At 50.2% G+C, this 17,637-nt stretch carries 12 protein-coding genes; 10 read left to right on the top strand and 2 right to left on the bottom strand.

The annotated features are described in order from the left end of the window. Window positions 1–236 precede the first annotated feature (236 nt). Both AC4GL5_RS16990 and AC4GL5_RS16985 read left to right on the top strand, forming a co-directional pair. Window positions 237–1,880, top strand: coding sequence for a methyl-accepting chemotaxis protein (locus AC4GL5_RS16990; RefSeq protein WP_490383995.1), 1,644 nt, complete (start codon window positions 237–239; stop codon window positions 1,878–1,880). Window positions 1,881–2,097: 217 nt separating this feature from the next. Further along, window positions 2,098–3,948, top strand: coding sequence for a methyl-accepting chemotaxis protein (locus AC4GL5_RS16985; protein WP_490383994.1), 1,851 nt, complete (start codon window positions 2,098–2,100; stop codon window positions 3,946–3,948). A 92-nt stretch (window positions 3,949–4,040) separates the two neighbouring features. Here AC4GL5_RS16985 and AC4GL5_RS16980 read toward each other — a convergent pair whose 3' ends face one another. Beyond that, entirely contained in the window at window positions 4,041–5,024 is a 984-nt protein-coding gene (locus AC4GL5_RS16980) for a CsiV family protein (protein ID WP_490383993.1), read from the bottom strand. A gap of 14 nt (window positions 5,025–5,038) precedes the next feature. Continuing rightward, on the bottom strand, window positions 5,039–8,506 hold the full coding sequence (gene mfd, locus AC4GL5_RS16975; protein ID WP_490383992.1) for a transcription-repair coupling factor: 3,468 nt from the start codon (window positions 8,504–8,506) through the stop codon (window positions 5,039–5,041). Between the two features lie 324 nt (window positions 8,507–8,830). Here mfd and AC4GL5_RS16970 point away from each other — a divergent pair, with 324 nt between their 5' ends. From AC4GL5_RS16970 to AC4GL5_RS16935, 8 genes are all read left to right on the top strand, one after another. Then, a complete protein-coding gene (locus tag AC4GL5_RS16970) occupies window positions 8,831–10,279 on the top strand; it encodes a glyceraldehyde-3-phosphate dehydrogenase (protein ID WP_490383991.1) in 1,449 nt (482 codons plus the stop codon). 423 nt (window positions 10,280–10,702) lie between these two features. Next, entirely contained in the window at window positions 10,703–12,055 is a 1,353-nt protein-coding gene (locus AC4GL5_RS16965; RefSeq protein ID WP_490383990.1) for a Na(+)-translocating NADH-quinone reductase subunit A, read from the top strand. Beyond that, window positions 12,055–13,257: an NADH:ubiquinone reductase (Na(+)-transporting) subunit B gene (locus AC4GL5_RS16960; protein WP_490383989.1), complete on the top strand. Its 1,203-nt coding sequence runs from the start codon at window positions 12,055–12,057 to the stop codon at window positions 13,255–13,257. The genes AC4GL5_RS16965 and AC4GL5_RS16960 overlap by 1 nt, the downstream gene beginning before the upstream one ends. Next, window positions 13,250–14,029: a Na(+)-translocating NADH-quinone reductase subunit C gene (locus AC4GL5_RS16955; protein ID WP_490383988.1), complete on the top strand. Its 780-nt coding sequence runs from the start codon at window positions 13,250–13,252 to the stop codon at window positions 14,027–14,029. Before AC4GL5_RS16960 ends, AC4GL5_RS16955 begins: the two co-directional genes overlap by 8 nt. Window positions 14,030–14,031: 2 nt before the next feature. Further along, window positions 14,032–14,697 (top strand): NADH:ubiquinone reductase (Na(+)-transporting) subunit D, encoded by a 666-nt coding sequence (locus AC4GL5_RS16950; RefSeq protein ID WP_490383987.1) that lies wholly within the window; start codon window positions 14,032–14,034, stop codon window positions 14,695–14,697. Continuing rightward, window positions 14,697–15,317: an NADH:ubiquinone reductase (Na(+)-transporting) subunit E gene (gene nqrE / locus AC4GL5_RS16945; RefSeq protein WP_490383986.1), complete on the top strand. Its 621-nt coding sequence runs from the start codon at window positions 14,697–14,699 to the stop codon at window positions 15,315–15,317. The genes AC4GL5_RS16950 and nqrE overlap by 1 nt, the downstream gene beginning before the upstream one ends. A 41-nt stretch (window positions 15,318–15,358) precedes the next feature. Beyond that, on the top strand, window positions 15,359–16,588 hold the full coding sequence (gene nqrF / locus AC4GL5_RS16940; protein ID WP_490383985.1) for an NADH:ubiquinone reductase (Na(+)-transporting) subunit F: 1,230 nt from the start codon (window positions 15,359–15,361) through the stop codon (window positions 16,586–16,588). 3 nt (window positions 16,589–16,591) lie between these two features. After that, a partial coding sequence (locus tag AC4GL5_RS16935; RefSeq protein ID WP_490383984.1) for an FAD:protein FMN transferase occupies window positions 16,592–17,637 on the top strand: 1,046 nt, incomplete at its 3' end.

The raw sequence follows: 17,637 nt of genomic DNA, 5'->3' as shown, positions 1-17,637 counted from the left end.
CACATTTCTCCAGTTTAGGATAGAAAATGTGTCAACCTTATTCAGGACGGGACAAGGTTTTAAATAAAAGCCCTCTTTTTAAAGAGGGTTTTTTTGTTGTGTCGGAGAAAACCTTTTTATTAAAAGTGGCTTTGATTCTATTATTAAAAAATAAGAGGGTTGAAACCCCATACAGGATGTTCTTAACGGGATCGGCCCGTTTATTTTATATGACTAGTTGAGTATGGAGACAGATAATGATCGGGTCCTACAGCAAATTAAGCCTCAGATGGCAGGTTACTCTGCCGATTCTGGTTTTGCTTTTGTTGATACTTTTGGAAGGATATACAGGTACACAAGGAATTCAGGAGGTCAGCCATCGTTCTGAAAAAATGGCGGCAAATCTCACTCCTGCCACAAGCTCTATCCTTAATGCTGATCGTGACCTTTATCAGGCCGCTGTTGCGATGAGGGATTATGTCTCTTTGCGTAGTCAGAACAAGCCGGTTGATGGTGCGCGGTCTGATTTTGATGAAAATGTACAGCAGGCCATTGATCGTATGATGAAGGCCAGAGCTTTGGTCAGCGAAGTGGGTGTTCCTTTAAAGAGCGAGGATGCTTTCCGTCGTACTCTTCAGCGCTGGCAGGAACAAGCCGCTAAAGTGATGGCTGTTGCTGATGCCGGTAACACTCAGGCTGCTTTTGATCTTATGTCAGGTTTAGAAGGTGCCGCTTTTTCAGAGTTACGTGACCAGTATGACTCTCTTGGTGAACAGGTTGATACTACCGCAGCAGCATTAAGCGAAGATATTCGGCAGGTGTCCAGCAATGAGTTTAATAGTGCTTTGTTAGTTCTGTTGATCACGCTGGTCGTTGTGTCTGCTGCGACTATTTTAGTGCCGCGCATGATTACCCGTCCTTTAACGCATCTGGAAAAATTGGTGTCAGCACTTGCTGATGGTGGTGGCGATCTGACTCAGCGTCTTCCGGCTGACGGTTCCAATGAGACTGCCCGCCTTGCCAGACAGGTCAACCGTTTACTGGAATTCCTTCAGACGATGATTGCTGAGGCTCAGGATCATATCCGTGAGATGGATCAGGGGGTGAAAGGACTATTGGGGAGTGCAGAGCAAACCGGAGAACGTGCAAGCCAGCAAAGTCAGTCTGTTGAGCAAGTGCTGACAGCGGTTCACCAGATGCAGCAGGCGATTCAGGAAATTGCTGCCAATGCCCAGAGTACCTCTTCTGAATCAGATCAGGCGAATCAGGATGTGCAGACCTCTGGCCGTGCTATCCGGGAATCGTCATCTCAGGTGGATTCTCTGTCTCAGGAAATTGAACAGGCCGTGAATCTGATCTCTCAGCTGGAGACTGAGAGTAATAATATCGTCTCTGTGTTGGATGTGATTGGTGGTATTGCCGAACAGACCAACCTGTTGGCGCTGAATGCGGCAATTGAAGCGGCCCGGGCCGGTGAAGCCGGGCGCGGGTTTGCTGTTGTTGCGGACGAGGTTCGTACATTGGCTTCCCGAACGCAGCAATCGACTCAGGATATTCAGACGATGATTGAGCGCCTTCAGCAAGGCGTTGCTGGTTCGGTTAAGGCGATGCATGGCGCAAGCGAACAGGTAACGGCTACGGTTGAGAGTGCACGAATTGCCAGTGATGCTCTGGCTGGTATCATGTCTGGTATTAACACGATCAACAGTATGTCTGCTCAGATCGCGACGGCAACGGAAGAGCAATCCGCCGTTGCGAACCATATCAATGACACTGTGCATGATATTAACGAGCAGTCGGATCGTTTATCTGATTTGGCAGAGGAAACCCGAGGCGCCAGTCGCGATCTGGAACGTTCTGTACAGGCGGTTTCAGGGCATATGGGGCGCTTCAGAGTATAGCGGTGTCTGCCATTAATTTTATTCCGGGCTGGCCTGATCGTTTTTTCGGGCTAGACTCGGAATAAGAAACGTTTTTGGAATTACCCGAATCAGAGCTGGGAGGCGATAGTTACACCGAAAGGAATCTTAGGAATGTGGTAGCGACATTGAAAGGAATCTCAGGGGTGTTCCCTTTTATCGATGGCAAAAAACCATCAGGTTAACAGGATTCCTTTCTATGCAGATTAAGCACAAGCTCTCAGTTAATGCGGCCATCGTTATCAGCGCAATGTTGGTAATGTTTGGTCTTTTTTATTGGGCGCTTACAAATGTCGAGAAACTGGGGCGCGGTCAGGAGCTGGCCCTTGGTCTTGAAGCTGACATGCTCAGCATGCGTCGTTACGAAAAAGACTTTATGGCACGTAATGATCTTAAATATGTCCCCCGCTTCGATAGCAGTATTCGTCATACCGAAGAAATTCTGGTCGAGCTGAAAACGATCGCTCAGGATTATGACCTTAAATTGCCTGAACTGGATCAGCTACACACGACCTTTGCTGAATATCAGGCCAGCTTTCACGCTGTTGTTAAAGCAACAGAAAAAGTGGGGTTGGATCATGAATCCGGCCTTCAGGGGGAGCTGCGCGAGGCTGTACATAATATTGAAGCAGAACTTAAAGCGCTTTCTGCCGATGCTGTTATGGTTACTATGCTGCAGCTGCGTCGTGCTGAGAAAGATTTTATTCTGCGTGGCGATATGAAATACCCGGGCAAATTCAGCCAGTTAATAAAGCTTCTTAAGCAGCAGCTGGCTCAGCAGGGCGTTGATCAGACTGTCATTACCTATGCGGATACTTATCAGACTAAATTTACGGCATATGTCGCAGGGCGTCAGTTGCTGGGACTGGATAGCGATTCAGGCTTACGCCTGGAGATGCGTGAGAAGATACAAAGCACAGAATCTTTGCTGACTTCTACCGTAGATAAGGTCAGCGACCAATTGGCCGCCAGTATCAGTCGGGCCCGTATTCTGGCCATTACCGTTTTTCTTCTCGTACTGGTTATTACGGCCCTTTCAACTTATCTGATCGGTCGTTCTATCTTTCGGCCAATTAACCGTATTCAGCAGGATATCCATAATATTCATGAGACTCATGATCTGAATTTGCGGGTTAGTCTGTCCGGTAACGATGAGGTGGCCCAGATGGCCAACTCGCTGAACGAGATGCTGAAAGGTTTTCAGCAAGTTATCTTTCAGGTGAATGAAGCGGTGGGGTCGATGAACCAGACAACGGGATTGCTCTCATCCAGTTCTGCGCGAACGGCTTCTGATATTGAACGTCAGAGAACTGAGACAGATTCTGTGGCAACGGCTGTTACTGAGATGGTAAGCACTGTGGAGGAAATTGCCCGTAATACGGAGCTGATGGCTGATAATGCACGTAATACTCATTCTGATGCAATGAATGGCCAGGGGCAGGTTCACCAAGCCATTGATATGATTCGTAACCTTTCCGATCAGCTTGAGGGATCGGTGAGCTCAGTGGCGGAATTATCCGAGCAGAGCCAAACCATAGGCCAGGTTCTCGGTGTTATTCAGGATATTGCCGAGCAGACTAATTTGCTGGCACTGAATGCTGCTATTGAGGCTGCCCGTGCCGGTGAACAAGGTCGTGGTTTTGCTGTTGTGGCAGATGAAGTGCGTGCTCTTGCCGGGCGAACGCAGGATGCAACGCAAGAGATTGCTGAGATTATTGCATCTTTGCAGTCTAAAACATCAGATATTGTTCAGCTTATCCATGAGAGTCGTAATCAGGGGCTGGAGAGTCGTGAGCAGGCATCTCGGGTTGAGCAGATATTGATGTCGATTACACGAGATGTCACTGATATCTCTGATCGGGCAACACAGGTTGCAGCCGCCATTGAGGAGCAGAGTAGCGTCGCTAATGAGGTCGGGCAAAATATCGTGATTATCCGCGATATAACAGAGGATACTTCTGAAGCGGTGAAACGCAATTCTGAAGCCAGTGAAGAGATTTCCCAGCAAGCGAGTCAGCTGCAATACGTTGTGTCGGCTTTTCGGGTCTGATTTTCCGGTAATAAAAACAACTCAGCCCGCGCTGTTAAAGCAGCGCAGGCTGAGTTTCAGGGTGCGTAATGTATAGCTTCTGAAAAGAAATACTAGCGCAGTCTGATAGACTCTTCTGCAGGGTTGTAAGGCGTTAGCTGCATCAGAATACCGTAGCGGGGGTGATCGATATAGTGCAGGTCGCCACTACGCATTCTGCGGGACTGTTGCAGAGGGATTACGGTATCAACCCGGTATTGGCGTAATCCCAGCAACGCCAGTGATGGATTCGATGTCACGTTACTGCTGGGCAGAATTCCTGTGGATGAGCTGTTTTTGTTACTCAGTAATTCATTGAAACCCGGTACATTAGTCTGAGTGCCACTTTGGCTGGCTTCAAACTTCCGCAGGTACAGGTTTGTATCCAGGTGCAGATAACGTGCAACGGAGAGGTTGATGCTGCCTTCGAGCTCGAACAGGTTGTCGTAGCGCTCACCACCGCGAATCAGAATTGGCGTACTGTGCTCTTTGTCATAGATCGGCATGTTCCAGGCTTCATGGAACATAATGCGAAACTTATCCCGTCGTTTCAGCCGATTACGCTGACGGGTCAGTTGCATTTTCTCTTCAGGCAGAAAGAAGAGATCGGGCAAGCGATTGTTAGACAGGTCTGCTCTTTGCTGTTTGTTCAAAGGAACAACACCCACCGGCGTTTTGATCAGCTCTGTTTCACCATTTTCTTTAGTTTGTACCCGGGTTTGAACCTCCTGTTCTTTTTTAGCCAGAAGTTCCGGAGTGATATCGGAGGGACGATATAGCTTCATGTAGGCGTTAGGTAACTCAACCTGGATACTATCAGGCCAGCTTTCGGACAGCGTTTTATCCTGTTCTTCATAGCTGAAAATGATCATTTCTACAGTGTAATGGCGCGCTTCTGCTCTTTCCGCGGAAAGAGCAGGGGCACTCAGGCCAGCCAAAAGCAGAAATGAACCTGTGAGCAGGCATCGCTTTTGTTGCTGTAAACGACTTCCGATTTGCTGCAGGGCAGACTTCAGAAAGTGGGTTTGAGTTTTCTGACTGCAAATCATTGAATTCATATTTCTCATCTGTTTCAGGCTGCCTTATCCGGCGACAGTTTGGACAGCAAGGTTTCGATCACCGAGAACCGGCGTTCCGGCTGGTTCATCAGGTCGGTGAAGCGTAATTTATTTGCACCTTCGAGACGATACCGGTTCGGTGCTGATTGTACCATCTTAACAATGGCAAGTGGTTCAACCTGCGTTTCCGGCGAGAACTCAAGGCTGCCATTTTCTGCACCGCAGTCGATACGGCTGATGCCGATAGATTCAGCGCGTAGCTTCAGACGGGTCTGGTTAAAGAGGTTTTTGACCTGATCCGGCAGGAGTCCAAAGCGGTCGATCATTTCAACCTGCAGCTCTTTCAGCTCGTTGTTATCCCGGGCGTTGGCGATCCGTTTGTACATCACCAGTCGGCTGTGCACATCCGGCAGGTAATCATCCGGGATCAGTGCCGGAATACGCAGGTTAACTTCGGTACCCTGATTCAGCGGTTTATCCAGATCAGGGGTTTTGCCTTGTTTTATCGCCTTAACGGCTTTATCCAGCATCTCCATATAGAGGCTGTAACCGACCTGTTCCATCTGGCCGCTCTGGCCTTCACCGAGGAGTTCTCCGGCACCCCGGATCTCCATATCGTGAGTGGCTAGTGTGAAACCGGCCCCCAGATCATCGGCTAATGCGATAGCATCCAGTCGCTTCTCTGCATCTTTACTCAGCTTTTTACCTTCCGGTGTCAGCAGGTAAGCGTAAGCCTGATGGTGGGAGCGACCGACACGGCCACGCAGCTGATGCAGCTGGGCCAGACCAAACTTGTCGGCACGCTCGATAATAATGGTATTGGCACTTGGGATATCGATACCGGTTTCGATAATGGTTGAACAGACCAGTACGTTAAAGCGTTTGTGATAAAAGTCGGACATCAACTGTTCCAGCTGGCGCTCCGGCATCTGGCCGTGAGCAACACCGACCCGGGCTTCCGGAACCAGTTCACGGATGGTTTCGGCGGCATTTTCGATGGTTTTCAGGTCGTTATGCAGGAAGTAGAGCTGACCACCACGGAGAATCTCACGCAGGATCGCTTCTTTAATGGTCGGTTTGTCGTATTTGCGGACAAAGGTTTTTACCGACAGACGCTTGGCCGGAGGCGTGGCGATAATTGACAGATCCCGGATGCCGGACATCGCCATATTCAGGGTGCGCGGAATCGGCGTTGCCGTCATAGTGAGAATATCGATCTCAGAGCGCAGGGATTTCAGCTTCTCTTTCTGACCGACACCAAAGCGGTGTTCCTCATCAATAATCAGCAGGCCAAGGTCATTAAAGTTGGTGTCTTTCTGCAACAGTTTATGGGTGCCAATCACGATATCGGCTTTACCGTTGCCCATATTTTCCAGCACCGCTTTCTGCTCTTTGGCAGATTTAAAGCGCGAGAGTACTTCCACCTGTACCGGCCAGTCGGCAAAACGGTCACGGAAGTTCTCAAAGTGTTGCTGAGCCAGCAGTGTGGTCGGCACCAGAATCGCCACTTGCTTGCCACTCTGTACCGCCATAAAGGTGGCGCGCATGGCAACTTCGGTTTTGCCGAAACCGACATCACCGCACACCACGCGATCCATCGGTTGCGGTGAGGTCATATCCTGAATCACAGCGTTGATCGCCATCATCTGATCCGGGGTTTCCTCAAAAGGGAATCCGGCAGAAAACGCTTCATAGGATTGATCCGGATCATCGTGCTTAAAGCCTTTTCGGGCCGCACGCCGGGCGTAGATATCCAGTAGCTCAGCTGCCGTATCACGGATCTTCTCTGCGGTTTTGCGTTTGGCTTTTTCCCACTGTTCCGTGCCTAGCTTATGCAGTGGTGCGTGGTCGTCACCGGCACCTGAGTAGCGTGAGATCAGATGCAGAGAGCTGACCGGTACATAAAGCTTGGCGCCATCGGCGTATTCCAGTGTCAGGAACTCCGCCTTCTGCTGATCGATCTCCAGCACCTGAAGACCCAGATAGCGGCCAACACCATGGTCGATATGCACAACCGGTGCACCTTCTTGCAGTTCTGTCAGGCTGCGTACCGTGTATTCGCCGATATCGGTTGCTTTCTGGCGGCGACGGCTTTGGAACACCCGTTGACCAAAGAGCTGGCTTTCACTGATCAGTTCAAAGGCTGGGGATTCACAGGTGATGCCTTCCAGCAGTGGAGCAACGGTAATACCCAATTTGCTTTCAGTCTCAGGGGCGCTACTAAAGCTTTGCCAGTTGTCAAAACCGGTCGGCCGAAGATTAATACGTGCCAGTAGTTCCAGTAATGCTTCCCGGCGACCTGCTGATTCCGCGCAGAAGAGTACCTGCTTGTCGGTGTTGGCAAGATGGTCCTGCAGTTGTTTCAGCGGGGTGTTGCTCTTGGCATCAATGGGTAACTGAGCGGGTTCAGAAAACGGCAGATTGATGCGTCCGGCTTTCTCTTCAATCGTATCCGAATGCAGTTGAATGCGGGCATACGCTTTCAGGCGGCTGAACAGCTGGTTGACCGGCAGGAATAACTGAGCTGGCGGCAGTATCGGCCGTTGGATGTCATAGCGACGATCTTCGTAGCGGCGCTCCACTTCGGCCCAGAAGTGTTCAGCGGCTTCTTCGGTGTTGCTGTGGCTGACCAGGAGGGTGCTGTTGGGGAGATAGCTGAACAGGTCAGCGGTCTGCTCAAAAAACAGTGGCAGATAGTATTCCAATCCCGGCGATGGGATGCCTTTGCTGACATCCTGATATAGGGGGCATTGACGAAAATCGATATCAAACTGTTCCTGAAACGCGATTTTGAACTGTGTTTTGCCGCTGCTGTCCAGTGGGTATTCCTGCGCTGGCAGGATGCGAATCTGGTCGGTTTTTTCCTGAGAGCGCTGGGTTTCAGGGTCAAAGGTGCGCAGGGTGTCGATTTCATCATCGAACAGGTCGATGCGAATCGGTTCGTCACTCCCCATGGGGAAGATATCCATCAGGGCGCCGCGGATCGCGTACTCCCCATGGCTATAGACATTATCCACGCAGTGGTAGCCGGCTTGTTCCAGTTGACGACTCATCGCCTGAGCGTCAAAACGTTGTCCGGTTTCCAGCAGGAAGGTGGAGCCGCTGATATAGCTTTCCGGTGCCAGACGCTGCATTAGGGTTGAGGCTGGAGCGACCAGTACACCTTTTTTTAGTTGCGGTAGCTGAAACAGTACTTTAAGACGCTCAGAAATAATGTCCTGATGGGGAGAAAAAGCATCGTAAGGCAGTGTTTCCCAGTCCGGCATGCGCAATACAGGTAGCTCATCCGGCAAAAAGAATCGCAATAGTTCAGCTAACTGCTCTGCGTCACTCTGGCTTTGGGTGACAACAAACAGCAGGCGTTCCTGCTGCCGGGCAAGCTCACTGATAACCAGGGCCCGGGCATGTCCCGGCAGGTTACCCCAGTGGCGTGTGTCGCCGGGTTTTACTGGAACCATCTGGGGTTTTAACGGCAGTTGCATGATGTCTTTTCCGTAGCTGTCAGTAGATGTCGTATAGGAAAGAAGCCGTTAAGTCTAAGGTGCTAAGGATTAATGTAAAGAGTGGGGGCGCTGATTTAGCGTATCCGCTGATGTGGGCGTTCTCAACGTTAAAGCTGTCAGCTGATGATTAGGCGATGCGTCACGTTAAGAATGCATCATGAAACGTCATTCCGGCAGGTCAAAGCGTCCGGTAAATAGACTTTGGACGCAAAACCAGTGTTTAAATTTGCCCTTTGGACGTTCTGCTTTCATAATACGCCCGCATTTTCGGTTGTGATTTTTTTGATTTAAGTGAGGCCGCCCGTGAGTCAAGAGATGTTAGATAACTGTTTCCAGGATTGGCAGGAGCGTGAAGCTCTGGCTGAAGGTATGATCCCGCTGATTGGTCAGCTGTATCGTAAAAACAATGTAGTGACTTCACTGTATGGCCGCGCAATGGTCAACCAGTCTGTTATCCGCATCCTGAAAGACCACCGTTTTGTTCGCCAGGTTGAAGGTACTGAGCTGTCTGTTCGTGACACTCACCCGATTCTGGAAGCGATGGCAGGTATGGACATGGGCCCTGCTCACGTTGATATCGGTAAGCTGGCTGTTAAATTCAAGAACGAAGGCGGCAGCGATCTGGAAGCTTTCCTGCGTAAAGAGCTGGACTCTGCAGTAGGCAAATACCAGGACAATGGCGAAGACGGCTACAAAGATGTTGTGCTGTACGGCTTTGGCCGTATCGGTCGTCTGCTGGCGCGTATCCTGGTTGAGAAAGCGGGTGGCGGTAACAAGCTGCGTCTGCGTGCCATTGTTGTTCGTGGCGGTAAAGAAGGTGATCTGCAGAAGCGTGCCAGTCTGCTGCGTCGTGACTCTGTTCACGGTTCTTTCCAGGGCACTATCACTGTTGATGAAGAAGCAAAAGCGCTGATCATCAATGGTAACTATGTTCAGGTTATCTACGCGAACTCTCCTGCAGAAGTGGATTACACTACTTATGGTATCAACGACGCTATCATCGTTGATAACACCGGTATGTGGCGTGATGAGACTGGCCTGGGTCAGCACCTGAACTGCAAAGGGGCGTCCCGCGTTCTGCTGACCGCTCCGGGTAAAGGCGATATCAAAAACATCGTTCACGGCATCAACAGCGACGTGATCGAAGAAGGCGACAAGATTCTGTCTGCGGCTTCCTGTACCACTAACGCTATCGTTCCTGTACTGAAAGCGATTGAAGACAAGTACGGTATCGAGCACGGTCACGTTGAGACGGTTCACGCGTTCACTAACGACCAGAACCTGATCGATAACTTCCATAAAGCATCCCGTCGTGGTCGTGCAGCGCCGCTGAACATGGTTATCACAGAGACTGGTGCGGCTTCTGCTGCGGCTAAAGCACTGCCTTCTCTGAAAGGTAAGCTGACCGGTAACGCGATTCGTGTTCCTACGCCAAACGTTTCTATGGCGATTCTGAATCTGACTCTGAAAAATGGTACGACTGTAGAAGAAGTCAACGACTACCTGCGTGACGCTTCTCTGCACTCTGGCCTGCAGAAGCAGATCGACTTCGTTCAGTCTCCTGAGGTGGTATCTTCTGACTTCGTAGGTAACCGTCATGCGGGTATCGTTGATGGTGAAGCGACCATTGTGAATGGCAAGCAGGCTGTTCTTTATGTTTGGTACGATAACGAGTTCGGTTACAGCTGCCAGGTTGTTCGTATTCTGCAGCAGATCTCTAACGTGCACTTCCAGCATTTCCCTGCGCGTTAATTTCTGATGTGCGCTTTTTCGGTATAAATGCCGGAATTGTTCAAAAGCCCGCTCAATGAGCGGGCTTTTTTGTATCTAACTAAAAGAAAATTAAACATTTTTCCCCATTCTAATTTGGTAATTGGCAGATATTTTCAGACGTTGCCGCCCAAATGACCGAAATTCTTCAGAAGCAGTACCTTGGTCGCGCCCTCTGTTGTGGCAAAATGTCGCAGGTCGAGTGGTAAAGGCGTTGGCAGGTCTTTATAATGTGTCCGATTTTGGGAGCGATCCGGGTGGGCAGACCCGTGGTCGTAAAAACAGCAAGGCTGGCCATAAGAATTATCGACCTGATGCAGGCTGTTTCTAAGCATATCGAAGCATTCTGCATGGGGTTATCTAAGCTTTACCTTTAAAAAATAACTAAGTGATTGGGCGAGACGTATGATAAAAATCAAACGTGGCCTTGATCTGCCTATAGCCGGCGCACCGAAGCAAAGCATCGAAGATGCTGCTCTGGCGCGTACGGTCGCTGTGATTGGCACTGACTATGTGGGTATGAAGCCTACAATGGCAGTGAAGGTCGGCGATCAGGTTAAGTTGGGTCAAGAGCTCTTCAGTGATAAAAAGACTCCGGGTGTGAAATATACCGCTCCTGCTGCCGGTGAGATTGTTGCCGTCAACCGTGGTGAGCGCCGTATACTTCAGTCTGTGGTTATCAAAGTGGCGGATCAGGAAGAAAAAGTTCAGTTTGCCAAATTCGGTCAGGCTGATCTTGCATCTCTGGAGCGTGCAAAAGTGCAGGAGCAACTGGTTGATTCCGGTTTGTGGACAGCATTGCGCACCCGTCCTTTCAGCCGAGTTCCGGCTTTGGACAGCACCCCTAACTCCATCTTTGTAACAGCGATTGATACCAACCCTCTGGCAGCTGATCCTGCCACGGTACTGAAAGGTCAGGAAGCTGATTTTCAGGCTGGTCTTGAGGTGGTTTCACGTCTTACGGATGGTAAGGTATTTGTCTGTAAGGCTGCTGGTGCTTCTATTCCTGCACAAGCGGGTGGTCAGGTGGTTGTCGAAGAGTTTGCGGGTCCACACCCGGCAGGCCTGGCGAGCACCCATATCCATCATCTGGATCCTGTCAGCTCAGAGAAAACCGTTTGGACAATCGGTTATCAGGATGTTGTGGCCTTTGGTCAGCTGTTCCTGACCGGTGAACTGAATGTTTCCCGGGTTATTGCTCTGGGTGGTCCGGAGCTGAAGAACCCACGTCTGGTTAAGACCCGTCTGGGTGCATCTCTTGAAGATGTGTGCGGTGGCGAACTGGCAGACCGTGATGCAGTACGTCTTATCTCCGGTTCAGTATTTGGCGGTACAACGGCTAAAGGTCCGTTTTCTTTCCTGGGTCGCTACCACACACAGGTCAGCGCACTGAAAGAAGGTACAGAACGTGACTTTATGGGTTGGTTGTCGCCGGGCGCGAACAAGCACTCCATGCTGAACATCTATATCTCCAAGCTCTTTGGCCTGAAGAACTACTCACCATCTACCAACACAAACGGTAGTGAGCGTGCCATGGTTCCGGTAGGTTCTTACGAGCGTGTTATGCCTCTGGATATTCTCCCGACTCAGCTGCTGCGTGCGCTGATTGTGAGTGATATCGAAACTGCAATGCAGCTGGGCTGCCTGGAACTGGACGAAGAAGATCTTGCTCTGTGCACCTATGTGTGCCCAGGTAAGTACGAGTACGGTCCTATCCTGCGCAACAATCTGACCACGATTGAGAAGGAGGGGGCATAATGGGTCTGCGTAAAATCCTTGATAATATGGAGCCTCACTTCCACAAAGGTGGTAAGTATGAGAGCTGGTACGCGCTGTACGAAGCAGTGGATACCATTTTCTACTCTCCGGGCTCCACTACCAAGACCACGGCTCACGTGCGTGATGGTGTTGACCTGAAACGTATGATGATCACTGTTTGGTTATGTACTTTCCCTGCAATGTTTTTCGGTATGTGGAACGTGGGTTACCACGCAAACATGGCGATGGCTGCGGAAGGTATTGCTGCTGCAGAGGGTTGGCGCGGTGCGCTGATTACGCTGCTGGCAGGTTATGACCCGGCAAGTCTTTGGGACAATATGGTCCATGGCGCGATGTACTTCCTGCCCGTTTATGCGGTGACCTTTGTGGTCGGTGGCTTCTGGGAAGTGCTGTTTGCGATGAAGCGTGGCCATGAGGTAAACGAAGGTTTCTTTGTAACCTCTATCCTGTTCGCTCTGACTTTGCCTGCGACTATTCCCCTGTGGCAGGTTGCACTGGGTATTACCTTCGGTGTGGTTGTCGCTAAAGAGATCTTCGGTGGTACCGGTAAAAACTTCCTTAACCCTGCTCTGGCAGGTCGTGCCTTCCTGTACTTTGCGTACCCTGCACAGATCTCCGGTGATGCGGTATGGACCGCTGTAGATGGCTACACAGGCGCAACGGCACTGGGTGTTGCTGCGGCTGAGGGCGTTGAGGGTCTGATGAACAGCATGAGCTGGTGGGATTCCTTCCTGGGGATCATGCCGGGTTCTATGGGTGAAACCTCTACTCTGGCCATCATGATTGGTGGTGCCGTTCTGCTGACTACGAAGATTGCGTCCTGGCGTATCGTACTGGGCGTGTTCATCGGTATGTTTGCTCTGAGTTCTCTGCTGAATGCCGTTGGCTCTGACACCAACCCTATGTTCGCACTACCTTGGTACTGGCACCTGACTGTAGGTGGTCTGGCCTTTGGTATGTTCTTCATGGCGACTGACCCTGTATCTGCCTCTATGACGAATACAGGTAAGATCTGGTTCGGTATTCTGATCGGTGTAATGACAGTGATGATCCGTGTGATCAACCCGGCATTCCCTGAGGGTATTATGCTGGCGATTCTGTTTGCGAACCTGTTTGCACCGTTTATCGACCACTTTGTGGTTCAGGCCAACATCAAACGGAGAATGATGCGCAATGTCTAGTAGCAACGATTCCATCAAGAAAACGCTTACCGTAGCGTTACTGCTGTGTATCGTCTGCTCCGTGATTGTTTCCGGCGCAGCGGTAGTGTTTAAAGCACAACAGCAGGAAAACAAAGACCTGGACCGTAAATCCAACATTCTGGCAGCTGCCGGTTTGATGGAGCCAGGTAAGTCTATTGACGAACTCTATGCTCAGATCACGCCTCGAGTAGTGAACCTGAATACAGGTGAGTACACCGACGCAGTCAATGCTGAAACTTATGACCAGCTTCGTGCGGCTAAAGATCCTGAAATGTCCAAAGCTCTGTCAAACAGTGAGGATATTGCCGGCATCAAACGTCGTGAGAAATATGCCACTGTTTATCTGGTAGAGAAGGAAGGTGAGCTTGAGCGCATCATCCTGCCAGTACGTGGCTACGGTCTGTGGTCGACTCTGCATGGTTTTTTGGCGCTGGAAGCAGACGCTAACACTGTGATTGGTTTAGGCTTCTACCAGCACGCGGAAACTCCGGGGCTGGGTGGTGAAGTTGATAACCCTAAGTGGAAAGCTTTGTGGACAGGCAAGAAACTGTATAACGAAGGTTCATCTGAGCCTGTGATCGAACTGATTAAAGGTTCTGTTGATGCTTCCACACCGAATGCTGAGCACAAGGTTGACGGTCTTTCCGGTGCAACTCTGACCAGCCGTGGTGTAACTAATCTGGTTCAGTACTGGGTTGGCGAAGAGGGTTTCGGACCTTATCTCAGCAAACTTCGTAAGGAAGGAGTATAAAAATGGCTGATACTCCAAAGAGCGTTATTGTCTCTCCAATTTTTGCCAACAACCCGATTGCTTTGCAGATTCTGGGTATTTGTTCGGCACTGGCGGTAACCAGCAGTCTGTCGGTTGCTATCGTGATGGGTATTGCGGTTTGTCTGGTAACGGCTTTCTCAAGCATGTTTATCTCGATGATTCGTAACCAGATTCCAAGCAGCATCCGTATTATCGTACAGATGACTATTATTGCCTCCCTGGTAATCGTAGTGGATCAGATGCTGAAGGCCTACGCTTATGAAACCAGTAAGCAGCTGTCGGTATTTGTTGGTCTGATTATTACCAACTGTATCGTAATGGGTCGTGCGGAAGCTTATGCCATGAAGAATGGCCCTGTGATGAGCTTTATCGATGGTATCGGTAACGGTCTGGGTTACACCGTTGTCTTGTTGTTTGTTGGTTTCATTCGTGAGCTGTTTGGTTCCGGCAGTCTGTTCGGTATCCAGATTCTGGAAAAAATCAACGACGGCGGCTGGTATCTGCCAAACGGCATGATGCTGTTGCCACCTTCTGCGTTCTTTATCATCGCTGGTTTCATCTGGCTGATCCGTACCTGGCAGCCAGCTCAGAATGAATCTGCTGAGTTCAAGATCGCTCCAAACACTCAAGTTAAGGAGGCAGTGTAATGTTTGAGTATTACGTTAGCCTTTTAGTTAAGGCGATTTTCGTAGAAAACATGGCATTGGCCTTCTTCCTGGGTATGTGTACTTTCCTGGCCGTGTCCAAGAAAGTTGATGCAGCTCTGGGTCTGGGTATTGCCGTTGTTGTAGTGCAGGTGATCACCGTTCCGGTAAACAATCTGATCTATAACAACCTGCTGCGCGAAGGTGCTCTGGTTTGGACCGGTATGGAAGGTGCAGAGTCGATCGACCTGAGCTTCCTGGGTTATCTGAGTTATATAGGCGTAATTGCGGCGATGGTTCAGATTCTGGAAATGTTCCTCGACAAATTTGTTCCTGCTCTTTACAACGCGCTGGGTGTGTTCCTGCCGCTGATTACAGTGAACTGTGCCATTCTGGGTGCGTCACTGTTTATGGTAGAGCGTGATTACACCTTTGGTGAGTCTGTTGTATATGGTGCCGGTGCAGGTATCGGTTGGGCGCTGGCGATTGTTGCGCTGGCGGGTATCCGTGAAAAACTGAAGTACAGTGATGTACCTAAAGGCCTGGAAGGTCTGGGTATCACATTTGTGACTGTAGGTCTGATGTCTCTGGGCTTTATGTCCTTCTCGGGCGTGCAGCTGTAAGTACGCAGTTGACGGAAACTTAGAACAAAAAGGTTCAGAACATGGTTGATTCACAACTTATTGTGCTGGGCGTGGTCATGTTCACGATCATCGTAGTATCTCTGGTACTGGTGATTCTGGCAGCACGCAACAAGCTGGTTAGCAGTGGCGATGTCACTGTAACCATTAATGGTGAGCAGAAAATTACCACCCCTGCGGGCGGTAAACTGCTTCAGACACTGGCTTCAAACGGTATCTTCCTGTCATCTGCCTGTGGTGGCGGTGGCTCTTGTGCCCAGTGTAAATGTATTGTTTCTTCCGGCGGCGGTTCTATCCTGCCAACGGAAGAGTCTCACTTCACTATGGGTGAGAAAAAAGAAGGCTGGCGTCTTTCCTGTCAGGTTCCTGTTAAACAGGACATGGACATTGAGGTTGAAGCAGACGTATTTGGCGTTAAGAAGTGGGAATGTACGGTAGAGTCTAACCCGAACGTTGCCACCTTCATTAAAGAGCTGACTCTGCGTCTGCCAGAAGGTGAAAACGTTGACTTCCGCGCTGGTGGTTATGTTCAGCTGGAAGTGCCTCCACATGAAGTTCACTACAAAGACTTCGATATCGAGGAAGAGTATCACCCGGACTGGGATAAGTTTAACATCTGGAAGTATGTGTCTAAGGTTGATGAGCCTATCACCCGTGCCTACTCCATGGCGAACTATCCCGAAGAGAAAGGTGTTGTTAAGTTCAACATCCGTATCGCGTCACCACCTCCGGGTCGTGATGATGTACCACCGGGTCAGATGTCTTCTTACGTATTCAGCCTGAAGCCGGGTGATAAGATCACTGTTTCCGGTCCATTTGGTGAGTTCTTCGCCAAAGATACCGATAACGAAATGGTCTTTATCGGTGGTGGTGCAGGTATGGCGCCTATGCGTTCCCATATCTTCGATCAGCTGAAGCGTCTGAACTCCAAGCGTAAGATCTCTTTCTGGTATGGTGCACGTTCTGTACGTGAAGCCTTCTACGTAGAAGAGTTCGACAAGCTGGCGGAAGAAAACGAGAATTTCACCTGGCATCTGGCTCTGTCCGATCCACTGCCGGAGGATAACTGGACCGGTATGACCGGCTTCATCCACAACGTACTGTATGAAAACTATCTGAAGGATCATGAAGCGCCTGAAGATTGTGAGTACTACATGTGTGGACCTCCAATGATGAACTCTGCTGTGATCCAGATGCTGTTGAATCTGGGTGTTGAGCCTGAGAACATCCTGCTTGACGACTTCGGTGGTTAAGTAATGCGCAGTGATCTCAAGCTGTTGCTGACAGGCCTTTACGGGTCTGTCTGGCAACAGATCGGAATACTGATCGCTGCCGGCCTGTCCCTTATGGGGCAGGTCATTAAAGTAGGGCTGGCCTTAATCGGGCTGGCCCTTCTTGCTGGTTGCGATAGTGATCCGGTTATTATTAAGTTTTCCGGCCCGATTATGGGTACCCAATACCACGTTTCTGTGGTCGAAAGTGAAGGCATCAGCCTTGATAAAGCCGGTCAGCAAGCACTTGCTGAAGGCATTAAGAATACTCTGGTCGATGTTGATCTTAAGATGTCGACCTACAAACAGCACTCCGAGTTATCACGCTTTAATCAGACGAGTGTTGATCAGTGGTTTCCGGTGTCAGTGGATACTGCTGTTGTTGTTGAAGAAGCCCTGCAAATTGCTGCACTCAGTGGGGGGGCTTTTGATCCCACAATAGGCCCCTTGGTGAATCTCTGGGGGTTCGGTCCGGATCTGAAACCGGATCAGGTGCCCAGTGAACCAGAACTGGCGCTGGCCTTTGAGCGTGTGGGTTACCGATCTATTGCGGTTAAAGGGATAGAAAGTGACTCCCCGGCTCTGCGTAAAGAAAAAAATGTCTATCTCGATCTTTCGGCTATTGCCAAAGGCTATGGTGTTGATCAGGTTGCCCGCTACCTAGAACGGCAGGGATTTCATAATTATCTGGTGGAAGTAGGCGGTGAGTTGCGTCTGAAAGGACATAAGCCCGATGGTTCAATCTGGCGAATTGCTATCGAAAAGCCCAGCACAACGGGGCAGGTCGTTCAGCAAGTGTTAGCCGTCACCGATCTGGCCGTGGCGACATCCGGCGGATACCGAAATTACTTTGAAGCCAATGGTCAGCGTTTTTCCCACACGATCAACCCGCTGACTGGTCGACCCATTGCTCATAAACTCGCTTCGGTAACAGTTTTGCATCCGTCCTGCGCTACGGCTGATGCGATGGCCACTACACTGATGGTGATGGGGCCAGAGAAGGGGCTTGAATTTGCCCGTGATCAGGGACT

Source organism: Oceanospirillum sp. (assembly GCF_982874595.1).
The sequence above is the reverse complement of the archived record's forward strand: the minus strand, read 5'-3'. Positions and strand labels throughout refer to the sequence as shown.

Bases quoted from the DNA above. Each gene is read 5' to 3' on its own strand.
- AC4GL5_RS16990 (WP_490383995.1), top strand. From the start codon at position 237: ATGATCGGGTCCTACAGCAAATTAAGCCTCAGATGGCAGGTTACTCTG.
- AC4GL5_RS16985 (WP_490383994.1), top strand. From the start codon at position 2,098: ATGCAGATTAAGCACAAGCTCTCAGTTAATGCGGCCATCGTTATCAGC.
- AC4GL5_RS16980 (WP_490383993.1), bottom strand. From the start codon at position 5,024: ATGAATTCAATGATTTGCAGTCAGAAAACTCAAACCCACTTTCTGAAG.
- mfd (WP_490383992.1), bottom strand. From the start codon at position 8,506: ATGCAACTGCCGTTAAAACCCCAGATGGTTCCAGTAAAACCCGGCGAC.
- AC4GL5_RS16965 (WP_490383990.1), top strand. From the start codon at position 10,703: ATGATAAAAATCAAACGTGGCCTTGATCTGCCTATAGCCGGCGCACCG.
- AC4GL5_RS16960 (WP_490383989.1), top strand. From the start codon at position 12,055: ATGGGTCTGCGTAAAATCCTTGATAATATGGAGCCTCACTTCCACAAA.
- AC4GL5_RS16955 (WP_490383988.1), top strand. From the start codon at position 13,250: ATGTCTAGTAGCAACGATTCCATCAAGAAAACGCTTACCGTAGCGTTA.
- AC4GL5_RS16950 (WP_490383987.1), top strand. From the start codon at position 14,032: ATGGCTGATACTCCAAAGAGCGTTATTGTCTCTCCAATTTTTGCCAAC.
- nqrE (WP_490383986.1), top strand. From the start codon at position 14,697: ATGTTTGAGTATTACGTTAGCCTTTTAGTTAAGGCGATTTTCGTAGAA.
- nqrF (WP_490383985.1), top strand. From the start codon at position 15,359: ATGGTTGATTCACAACTTATTGTGCTGGGCGTGGTCATGTTCACGATC.